Here is a 10,577-nt window from a genome sequence, read left to right as displayed (position 1 = left end):
CTTTGCGCGTATCCGAGGAGCGTGCCTGGCCGAGCTCGGCCAGGTCGCTGAGATCTTCGTCGGCGTTCAGACGAGCGCGGACGGGGTCTATATCTTCAAGGCAGCAGCAGAAGCCGAGGAGGCGGTGACGCTGCGGTGGGGCGGGCGGGACTGGCCGATCGAGCGCGGCGTCCTGCGGCCGTGCATGCTCGACGCGCAGCTCTTCCCTTACAGTCGCGCCGAGGCGAACCACTGGATGATCTTCCCCTACGAGCTGGTGAAGGGGCCGAGGCGAACCGACGCGCGGCTGATCCAGCCCGAAGAAATGGAGCGTCGCTTCCCCGGGTGCTGGGCCTACCTGTTGGCGCGCCGCACAGAGCTGGAGCGGCGTAGCGTTACTGGCGGCACGGAGGGCACGCGCCAGTTCTACCAGTTCGGCCGGTCGCAGAGCCTGACGAAGTTCGACAGCCCGAAGATCATCCTGCCCATCCTGTCGCTCGAGGCCCGCTATGCCTACGATGAAGACAACATCACGGTCACGGGCGGCGGCAACGGGCCATACTACATGATTCGGCCTCGGCCCGGCGCGCGGGAGAGCAACGCCTTCCTCCTCGCGGTCATGCACCACCCGCTCTGCGAGGCCATGGTCCGGACGAACACAAGCACCTTCCGCGGCGGCTACTACTCTCACGGCAAGCAGTTCATCGAGCGCCTGCCGGTGCCAGCGGCGGACGACGCTGAGCGTGATGAGATCGAGGAGCTCGTCCGCGGGCTGATCGCGGCCAACGACGCGGTCAGGGCAGCGCGGACCCCGCACCAGCGGGTTCTGCACGAGCGCCACGCGGCGGCGCTGCGTGAGCAGGTCGAGGCTCGCGTCTCGACCCTGTTCGGGCTTTTGCCGGAAGACGTCGCTCTCGCCCGCGCGGTCCCGGTGCCCACATAGATGACATTCTCCGCATTGGTGCGCGCCGCTGACCCGGGCCGGTGGACAGTCTTCATGACGCATGCGAAGTCGCAGGATAACGACTTCGCCCTGTGGTTTTCTCTGAAGATGGGCTGCGTTGCACGGAACAGGTTGGAGGCGTAGTCAGTCAGTGGCGGGTCCGGGATCACGCGAGCCGGACATACTCCGGCCGTCCGAGCTCGAGCATGCGGTTCAGCGCACCAACACCGATGGCCACTTCTGTCGCGCGGCGTGCGTCCGTGCGCGATCGCAGTGCGCCGCCAATGACCCGCTTGAAGCGCGCGATGTCTGCCTCGACCAGGGCATGCCAGTTGTAGCCCGAGACCTTCTGCCAGCCCATGCGCCCACGCTCCGCGATGGTCCGAAGATGTTGGTCCCGCTGGGTTGGCGCCGTCTCGGCTGTGGCGCTCGGCACCGCGCTGGAGCGGGGTGGAACGATGACGATAGCTGCGGCATGCCGCGCCGCTACCTCACAGTAGACGGCGTGCTGGTCGTAGGCGCCATCGGCCGTGAACGAGACGATCGGGTCCGCAACCTGGTCCAGCAAAGGCCTAACCTGCGAGGCGTCGTCCACATCGCTCGTGGTTAGCGTGGCCGCCATGATCTGCCCGGTGTCGGCTTCCACGCCGATGTGCAGCTTGCGCCACGACCGGCGCGTCCTGCTCCCGTGCTTCTCGACCAGCCACTCGTCAGGCCCGCACAGCTGCAGACCCGTGCTGTCCACCAGTAGGTCCACGGGGCGGCCGCCAGGGTCAGGCCGCGGCATCTCGAGGGTCCCGGCCCGGCGACTGAGCGTGGAGTGGTCCGGCACGGCCAGATCAAGACCGAGCAGGGCGATGATGGAGCTGATCAGGCCCTCGGTCTGGCGGAGAGCCAGGCGGAACACCGTGTGCAAGGTCAGGGCCGTGGTGATCGCCAGGGCAGAGTAACGCGGCTGCCCGCCACGCGTGGTCCGGGGTTTTGCCTTCCATGCCGCGATCGCCGCGTCCGTGAACCAGATCATCAAACTACCGCGCCCGCGCAGAGCAGCGTCGTATTTCGCCCAGTTCGTCACCCGGAACCGCTGCTTCAGAATGCGATAGCGGCTGTCGGCATTTGCCTTGAAAGGCAAGCTCGGCTCCCCTCGAGGATGGCAGGGCATCGTCCCCTACCATCCTACCTCCGGCAGATCGCCAAGCCGACCAGTGCAACACACCCGCGGTGGCTACTACTTCCACGGAAAGCAGCTCATCGAACGCCTTCCAGTTCCGGCCGCCGGTGACGCCGAACGAACTGAGATCGAAGGCCTTGTGCGAGACATTATCGCCGGAACGGCGCGGCGGCCGCCGTGCGCACGCCACATCAGCGGATTCTGCAGGAGCGTCACGCGGCAGGGTTGCGCGAGCACGTCAAGACGCGTGTGTCGTCTCTCTTCGGGCTGTCGGAAGCGGAGGCCGATGTGATCCGCTCCGTGACCACGTCGATCTGACGGTGAAAATCGGTAGCCCCGCCGTTACTGGATCGACAACGCGAAACTTCCGTCGGCACGGCGCTCCATGGTGAGCTGCCGCCCCGTCATGTCGTGCCGCTCGAAGTACGGCGCGAGCGGACCCAGGTGAAGAAGCGAGGTATAGTTGTCCTGGCCAGATTCTCGGTGGGGCTCGTAGGTCACGGAAATGCTGAGCTCGCCAAGCTTGTTCCCGAAGACCGTCGTGTCAAAGCGGACGGTGGCGGCCTCCCTCCTCTTTCGTGTCCTCGTCCACCCCAGCACCCACTCGACGTCCGCAAAAAACTCCTTTCGGAAGTAGGTCCTCCAATCGATGGGATGCCCCGCCTTAACGAGGGTAATGCTACCGCGCTCGTTGCCGGACGGCTTGCGTTGGGCATCTGAGGCGCTGAGCTTCTTCGTCCAGCGTGCAGCAATCCGCTCGTTCGACGGGCTTCGGGGCGGCGTCGATCCGGGCTGGCCCAAGGGCAGCGACGGAGGGGAAGGCTCCTTCATTTCGTACCCTCGCAGTTCGTTGAGGCGTCGTAGGGCGTAAACTGCCGCCACATCCCCGCTCAAGTACTCCTCGGCGGTATCGAAGTCCTTGGATCGCAGCTTCGGCGAGATAGATTGAAGATAGGAGCGATTGGCAATGTGTGGGACAGGCTTGTCGGCCTTCATACGCACGTTCGCCGCGATCCTCCTCCGAAGCGGCCGGGGCACGCCCCTTCCCATGGCGATGACGTCGAGCACGTAGCCGGCGCGCGAGAGCAGGAGGGTGACCTCAAGCCAGTACAGAAGCTTCTTGCGTTCCTTGAAGGCGCCCTCGCACAAGCCCGCCTCGTAGGTGAACCAATCACTGTAATTGGCAAGCTGGGCAAAATCCAACCTTTCGAAAGGATTCGCCGTGGCGTCCACGCGCCATCTATTCTTTAAGAGAGACGGTCTCACCTCGCTGTGCGGGCCGAGCAAGTCCTCCGACTTATTTTCGCGGTCGAACGTGATGTGGTAAACTGCAGGGCTTCCCAACGAAAGATTATTGCGGAAGACTTTTCCTATTTCCAAATCGGGGTAGTTGTCCGCACCCAGGATTTCGAAGGAGAGGACCGAGTGGTCCAGCCCGATGCACTGCGTGTACATGCCTCGGTTGTCCCCTCGCCTTCCGAACGTCGGGACGCAGATGGCAGGCGTGTCCCCTCGTAGATTGATGCTGCCGTTCATCCGATATGTAGGGGCCGGGTCGTCCACAGTTTGCATTCTCAGAGCCCTTGCAGCTCGCCGACGCGTGGAAAAAGCTGCTCCACCGTCCGCCCCGCGCTCGTCAAACCCTGCGGCCTGTAGGGCACGAGTTCCACGCCCTGTTTGGACCAACCCTCCAGCACGGCCGCCACGTCCTTGTCGGCTTGCAGGAAGTCCGGAAACACCAAGTGCGACGCTGCTTCGTGAAGCGCGAAGGCATCTGCGCCGATCATTTCTATGCTGAGGAGCCGGTCGTCGCATTCCCCCTCGCGTTCCGAGCGCAGGAGAGCATGAAAGGCGCGCGCGACGGCCGAAGCGGGCTCCGGTGAAAGTTTTTGTAGAGGTTCCCCATAGAAATATTCAGGGTTTGAGCCGAAGTAGCGGGCCACAATGCGCCGTTCAGCCTGTGCGACAGAGGCGCAATCCAAATCAGCAAAGGGCACATCTGCCAAGTGTGGCTCGTACATGCCTCGGCGATGGGCGCCTGTGTCACATGGGTAAATCTGTGCGCATTTTGGAATCTTTTCTTTTGAGAAGAGCATCACTACGGGCCGTTTATCCCTGTTTCTGTTGTTGACCTGGACGGGGCCAGGTCTGTAAGCCGGGCGGCCGTAGAAGAAATAGGTCAGCTTCGCCTCCATCACGTCGCACATCTGTGGAACCAACTGTCCCGTCGTGCAGATGGTTCGAAAGACATCGACTGTAGTGGTGTGGATAAGCTGTAGCGGGTACCCCCCATCGCTGCTTGCGGCAATGTCAGCGGCAATAGTCATCGCGTTCCATGCCTCAACCCTGCGACGAGCAGTTGGCCTCGTCCAATGCCGGCGGGCTGCCATCTGGTCGGAGCGCCGTGACCTACGCTTTTCGTACACAGTGTTTTCGACAAGGTGCCCAACCCGGTTTTCGCCTGCACTATTCTCCTTGAAGCAATGCCGGTAGTATCTCACCAAAGCAAGGACCTAGCCTTGCGCCGTCGTATTGGTGGTGGCGAGTGCGTGTGACACGTTCGTGCGCCCTGAGCAGTCGGTCCGCGATAAATCCCCAGGAGCGCTCCCCAGTTCGACCGGATAGGTGGCGCGCCACAGGCGCCACAATGCCGACGTGAAGGTCCGGTTGGTCGAGGAGACTATTCACCTGGCATGACGATTCCGGCAGTCGACCGATTGCACGCCGTCTCTTCCAGCCTGCTGCTTGGGTGGAGGCGTCGCATGGCCGAGGGCGGCTTGGCGGCGGCTCAGACGAACGGCGACGTAGCCGCTGCGAGCCGCGTCCGCGAGCTCGAGGCCAAGATACGAACCTGGAGCGCCTGCGCAGCCGCAAGACCATGGAAGCCGTAAAGTTCCGTAAGGTGCTAAGGCCGCGCGAGGAAAAGCCCGCCTTGCGGCTGCCGTCGCCTCCTCCGCCAGCACCGTCCCAAGCGTGCTGTTCTTCAACCCGACGCCCAGCGCCTGGACACGATAACCTTTTATTATCAGGCCTTCAGCACGTCAAAGGCCAGATGCCTTGATTGGTGCGCGGCCTCTGCTTTCGAGGTCCCCTTCCCTGGCCTCCGCCTTGCGCAGACTGCGCCGCCGAGAGGCCCGCCAGCCCAGGCCCATCTCCCGCGGCGTCTCCGACCTGCCGCGCCAAAAGCCCGGCGTGCTTATCGGATCATCGGCCGCAGGCCCCGGCGCTGGCCATCGGCCCCGGCGTCAGGCCGAAGGCGTCGCGCAGGTGGCGGCGCAGGGTCGCCAGGCGCCAGCCATCCTCCAGGCCGATGATGTGGTCGGCGGTGACCGGGCTGCGGATCGGCACGGTGCGGCGCATGCCGCCGGGGGGCCGCCGGCACCGGGACGGGCGGCGCCGTGGCGCAGGCCCGGCTGCGATCCACCGTATCCAGCAGCGCGGGCAGCTCGGCGGCCGTCAGCAGGTGGTGGCCGGCAGAGGCGGCGACGATGCGGGCCGTCAGGCCCAGCAGATTAAGGAAAGGGCGTCGATTCTGCGGGCCGTCCTTCTGGCACCGGCTTGGAAGCGCCATTGGCGACCGCACCGATCCGCCGGGGGGGTGATGCAGGCCCATCGCGGAACGGACGCGCCGGAATGTCACCCGGAGGAAAGCGCCAGCCCGTCAGGCCGGCGCATCTGTGGTCAGGACGCCTTGCGCCCGCGCGACACCGGCCGGCGGTCGCTGGCCAGGAAGTCGGTGAAGATTTCTTCCATGCGGTCCAGCAGATAGGCGTCGAAGCCCGGCGCCGCCCGGCGGTCCAGCGCCAGCAGCGTGTTCCGCCGCCCGCTGGACACCGTCATCACCCGGGTGCCGCTGGAATGGGTCCAGGACTGCGGCGGCTCGCGCTCGGTCTCGGGACGGGGCTCGACGCCGTCCCCTGCCCGGTCGGACGCCGGCTGCGGCGGCGACGGTGCCGGCTCCAGCGCGGCCATGACCCGCTGGAAGCGCTCGTCCGAGGTTGCCTCGGCGAAACCCGGCTGGGCCAGCCGGGCTTCCGCCTCCCCTGCCCCGCTCCTCTGGATGCCGCTGGCCAGTTCGACCCAGCGGTCGCGCCCTGTGGCAGGCGCCGGGCCGATGGCGTCGATGATGGCGGCGGGAATGCGCTCGACCACCGTGATCAGGCGGGAGACCGTGGTCTTGTCGGCGCTCAGCGCCAGCATGATGGTCTCGCGGTCGTAGCCATTCTGCTCGAGGCGATGGGCGAAGCGGGCGCGCTCGATGAAGGACAGGTTGGCCCGCGCGCTGTTCTCCTGGCCCTGGGCCAGCACCAGCTCGCGATCCGACAGCGGCCGCACCACGGCGCGCACGCTCTGCCCCAGGTCGCGGGCGGCGCGCAGTCGGCGATGGCCGAATGCGACCTGGAAACGGCCCTCGGCACCGGGATGCGGGCGCACCAGGATCGGCGAATCCTGGCCGCTCTGGGCGATGCTGTCGCGCAGAGCCAGGTATTCGCCGTCATCCTGGGCCATGCGATCGGCCATGAAGGAGGCGTCGATCACCGCCGGGTCGAGGGCGACGATCACCTGGCCGGAGGTCAGCCGCGCCTCGAGCTCCCTCGCAGCGCTGGCCTTGGCAGCCAGGTCCTCGATGCTGCGGGTCACGGCGCCGACCGCGCCACGTCCGGCGAAGGGCATGGCCATGGCACGGGCCGGCCGGGCCTCCTCCGAGTTGACGGCCGTCAACTTCGGCTCCGTCAATCCTGCCAGCAGGTTCTTCCGCGCCATCAGCCCCTCCCCCAGGCCGCATGGACCAGCTGCTCGATCTCGCCATTCACCGCATCCAGGCATTCCATCGCGCGGTCATAGGTAGCCGGGGTGAAAAGCCGGCGCTCCACTTCGTAGAGGGTCTGCTTGGTGATGCCGGCATCCGAGATGGCAACGCTCTTCAGCATCGGATGGGTCAGCACATGGGTGCCGAACAGGCTGCGCATGAAGCCCACCATCTGCGTCTGTGGCCCGTCGCTGGGCTCGTAGCGGGTCACCAGATAGCGCAGCCAGTCGTAGCGCAGCTGGCCGCCGGCATTCTTCAGATGGGTCATCACATCACCCAGCATCAGCAGGAACTGGCACATCGACATGACGTCCAGCATCTGCGGATGCACCGGGATCAGCACCGCCGTCGCCGTGCAGAGCGCGGCCATGGTCAGGTAGCCCAGCTGTGGCGGGCAATCGATGACGACCACGTCGTAGTCGTCGGCCACCGCCGCCAGCGCCTGGTCGAGGCGCGCGAAGAAATCCTGCCCCGTGGCACCGCCTTCATGGGTGGCCAGCACCCGCGGCGTGTCATATTCGAACTCCATCAGCTCGATATTGGCCGGGACGATGTCCAGTCCGGGGAAGTTGGTCGGGCGGATGATGTCGCGCAGCGGCCGGCGCTGGTCGTCATAGCGCAGCGCGGCATAGAGGCTTTCATTCGGGCCGAGGTCAAATTCCGGCTGGAAGCCATGCAGCGCCGACAGGCTGGCCTGCGGGTCCAGGTCGACCGCCAGCACGCGGTGCCCGGTCAGCGCCAGATGCTGCGCCAGATGCGCCGTCGTCGTGGTCTTGCCGGAGCCGCCCTTGAAGTTCACCACGGCGATGACCTGGATATGCTCCTTGCCCCGGCGGTGGGGCCGGTACCGGCGGCTGGCGCGACCGGTCTCATCCAGATAGGCGCGCAATTCCTGCAGCTGCTCGGCCGAATAGGACCGGCGGCCGCTGCTGGTGACGCTCGGGGCCGGCCCCTTCCCTTCCAGCGACAGGTTGCGCAGATAGCCGCTCTTCACCCCGAGCAGCTTGGCGACCTCGGCGGCCTGGAAGGCGCGCAGGGGTTTCTGCGCGGCCGGCGGGAACAGTTCCAGCCGATGCGCCTGCAGCTTTTCCGACAGCTCCTGCGCCTGGGTGCTGACGATGGTGTCGATATCCGCGAGCGGCTTGCGGGTGCCGGACAAGCTATCCATGGATTCCAATCGCAGATGCGGCAGCAGGGGCTATCGGCCGGGAATATCGCATTTTGCTCAGCCGCGCGAAAGGGCGGGATGGTGAAAGTTGACGGCCGTCAACTGCACTGACGGCAGCGACCGCTTGTCTCGCAGGCCGAAGAGGCTGCGCTCCAGGTGCAGCTCGCCCTTCTCGGCGCGGCGCAGCATGCCGCGCAGATATCCGCCGGGTCCAGCCGTGTGGAAATGCGATGCCGGACGGGTCGAGATCACCGCCACGGCCACCGCCGCCGGCCGCCGTCCCAGCCTGCGGCAGGCCTCGCCATAGAGGCCGGGGGAAATCCCCATCTCGCGCGCCAGGATCGAGGCGGCCTGGCTGACCGCTGGCCAGTCCGGTTGCGCCACCGCCAGCCATCCCCCCAGTCGCGGCGCCAGCCGCACCAGTTCCCGGGCTGACAGCGTCAATGGCGTTTCCTCCAGAGCCTGCCCGTTTGCCGCTGGGGCCACCTCAGACGTGGGGCGGCCTACCGTAGAACCTTCAGGTTCGTTGATGTCTTTCGTAGGTATAAAGGGGGTGACTCCCAGGTCAGGCGAGCCTGACTCCCTGGCGTCTTCCACCGTTGAAGCCGCGGCGCTTTCCAGCCGCTGCCGCAGCGCCGCCTCCACCGAGCGCAGCGCCGCCAGCCGGGTTTCCAGCACCTCGGGCGTCTCGATCCGTGTCAGGCCGTTCAGCAGCGCGGCCGCCTCGTCGAAACCTCCGGCCAGCGTCGCCTCCAGCTCCAGCACCCCGGCCAGGGCGCGCAGCTGGCAGACCGACTGGCCGAGGCGACGCGCCTCCCGCCGGCCCTGCTGCAGCGCGCGCCGCGCGGCTTCCCCGGCTTGGACCACCGACAGGAGTTCGGCATGGCGGGCGGCGAGGGGGCGCAGGCTGAAGCCCCAGGCGGCGACGATGCGGCCCTGCTCGCGCCAGCCGCGGCGGCGGCGGTCGGTGCCGTCGCGCGGTGCGATCAGCCGTGCCTCGATGGCGGCGGCCAGCAGCCGGCTGACATGGCGCTCGCTGCAATCCAGCACCAGGGCCAGCGCCTCGTTGCTCGGCCAGACGATCGGCTCGGCCTGCGGCTCCCAGTCCTGCGGCTGGGTCCAGCGGAACAGCGCCTCCATCAGCGGCAGCAGCCGGGTCTGGCCCAGGAAAGGGGCGGCGCGGCGCAGCAGCGCCAGCAGCTGGTTGGGATGCCGCACACCCTCGGGCAGGCCGAGCGCCTGGCCCGCCAGTCGGTTGGCGGCGAGATGATTGAGGGTGAGCTTGCGCAGGCCCATGGCCGGCCGGCGCGGAACCATGCTGGTGTCCACCTTGCCCGTTCCTTCGAAAGATGAGGGAAGCGGAGCGGGCATGACCCCTCGGCAGCGGCGAAACTGCGTTTCGCGCTTGACCGACGGTGACGGATGACCCTACGGAATGGCTGTTCAGGACATTCCCTCAGGGCCGGCGTCCACCGGCTCCGGTTGTGTTCAGCAAGCCCCGCTCTGCAAAGCGGGGTTTTGCTTTTCCAGGCCCTGCCTGGCGCTTCAGCTCTTGGCCGCGCTCTCTCCGTCGGTGGTGTCGCCGGCGCCGGATGGCGCGGGCAGGGCAGGGGGCCGCAGGCCGGGCGCCCGCGCACGCAACGTCACCACGGTGCCCTCATAGCCAGGGCGGCCGCGGCGCTGCGTCTCGGCGGGCGGGCGGTGCAGCCCGATCTCGAACTCGATGAGGCGCTGGCTGCGCTCCAGCTCGGTCAGGAACTGGCCGAAATGCCGCAGCAGCCCGCGCGTCCCGACGCGGGCATGCAGGTCCTCGATTCCGATCGACCAGCCGGCCTCGTCGACATCCTCGGCCTTGGCGATCTCGTAGAGGCGCCGCTCCAGCGGGGCCAGGTCGAAATAACCCTCGGCGAAGGTCAGCAGCCGCGTGTCGCTCAGGATGCCGCGATACAGCCAGGCGCAGAGCGTCACCGAGACGCTGACCAGCTCCTTCTCGGCCCGCGCGTTGCGGCGGTAGCGGGTGTTGACCGCGTCGATCCAGGAGAAGACGCCGTCGGTGCCCTCGCCGCCCATCTCGATATTGGTGCGCACCTGGGTGCCCTGCAGCCGCTGCAGCATCTGCAGCAGCCGGTCATAGGCCTTGCCCGCCGTGTCGCGCCCCGCCACGCGGAAGAAGTCATGCGCGGTGAAGGTGAATTCGCGGTCCGGCCGCGGATCCTCGGGGCGCAGCTCGCCCCGCCGCATCTTCTCGGCCATCAGGGATGCGATGTAGAGGATCAGGTCCTTGTCGTAGATGGTGGCCATGCCGGCCGGGCCCGGCGCCACCTCGATCCGCACCTGGCCGTCATCGTAGCGCAGCAGCTCGCGCGAGGGCGCCGTCTTGCCCAGGTGGAAGAAGGGATAGGCCATGATGCCGCGCTGCCCGCGCAGCTTGCCGCGCAGCGGGCTGTCGAACAGCTCGGGCAGCAGCTCCCGCTGGCCGCGGCGCGGGGACGGCCGCGCGCCGCCC

At 67.0% G+C, this 10,577-nt stretch carries 9 protein-coding genes; 1 reads left to right on the top strand and 8 read right to left on the bottom strand.

What is annotated here, in order from left to right; translation table 11 throughout:
* The coding region (locus BKE38_RS23410; protein WP_207553650.1) for a hypothetical protein at window positions 1–922 on the top strand (922 nt) is incomplete at its 5' end.
* Between the two features lie 166 nt (window positions 923–1,088).
* Here the strand turns inward: BKE38_RS23410 and BKE38_RS23405 are convergent.
* The 8 genes from BKE38_RS23405 to BKE38_RS23370 all read right to left on the bottom strand — a co-directional run.
* Window positions 1,089–2,054, bottom strand: a complete 966-nt coding sequence (locus tag BKE38_RS23405) for an IS5 family transposase (protein ID WP_076959637.1) — start codon at window positions 2,052–2,054, stop codon at window positions 1,089–1,091.
* Between the two features lie 381 nt (window positions 2,055–2,435).
* Entirely contained in the window at window positions 2,436–3,548 is a 1,113-nt protein-coding gene (locus BKE38_RS23400) for a hypothetical protein (RefSeq protein WP_076959636.1), read from the bottom strand.
* Between the two features lie 119 nt (window positions 3,549–3,667).
* The gene (locus BKE38_RS31635; RefSeq protein WP_131829704.1) at window positions 3,668–4,420 is read right to left on the bottom strand and encodes a hypothetical protein; all 753 of its coding nucleotides are present in this window, start codon (window positions 4,418–4,420) and stop codon (window positions 3,668–3,670) included.
* An 877-nt stretch (window positions 4,421–5,297) separates the two neighbouring features.
* Window positions 5,298–5,453 (bottom strand): MucR family transcriptional regulator, encoded by a 156-nt coding sequence (locus BKE38_RS23390; protein WP_083747810.1) that lies wholly within the window; start codon window positions 5,451–5,453, stop codon window positions 5,298–5,300.
* A gap of 321 nt (window positions 5,454–5,774) precedes the next feature.
* Window positions 5,775–6,857, bottom strand: a complete 1,083-nt coding sequence (gene repB / locus BKE38_RS23385) for a plasmid partitioning protein RepB (protein WP_076959634.1) — start codon at window positions 6,855–6,857, stop codon at window positions 5,775–5,777.
* A complete protein-coding gene (repA, locus tag BKE38_RS23380) occupies window positions 6,857–8,071 on the bottom strand; it encodes a plasmid partitioning protein RepA (protein ID WP_076959633.1) in 1,215 nt (404 codons plus the stop codon). The genes repB and repA overlap by 1 nt, the downstream gene beginning before the upstream one ends.
* A gap of 57 nt (window positions 8,072–8,128) precedes the next feature.
* Window positions 8,129–9,400 carry a plasmid replication protein RepC gene (gene repC / locus BKE38_RS23375; protein ID WP_076959632.1) on the bottom strand — a complete coding sequence of 424 codons (1,272 nt, stop codon included), beginning with the start codon at window positions 9,398–9,400 and terminating at the stop codon, window positions 8,129–8,131.
* A gap of 216 nt (window positions 9,401–9,616) precedes the next feature.
* Window positions 9,617–10,577, bottom strand: a 961-nt coding sequence (locus BKE38_RS23370; protein ID WP_076959631.1) for a replication initiator protein A, incomplete at its 5' end; no start/stop codon positions are given.

Source organism: Teichococcus deserti, from assembly GCF_001982615.1.
Taxonomy (GTDB): domain Bacteria; phylum Pseudomonadota; class Alphaproteobacteria; order Acetobacterales; family Acetobacteraceae; genus Pseudoroseomonas; species Pseudoroseomonas deserti.
The sequence above is the reverse complement of the archived record's forward strand: the minus strand, read 5'-3'. Positions and strand labels throughout refer to the sequence as shown.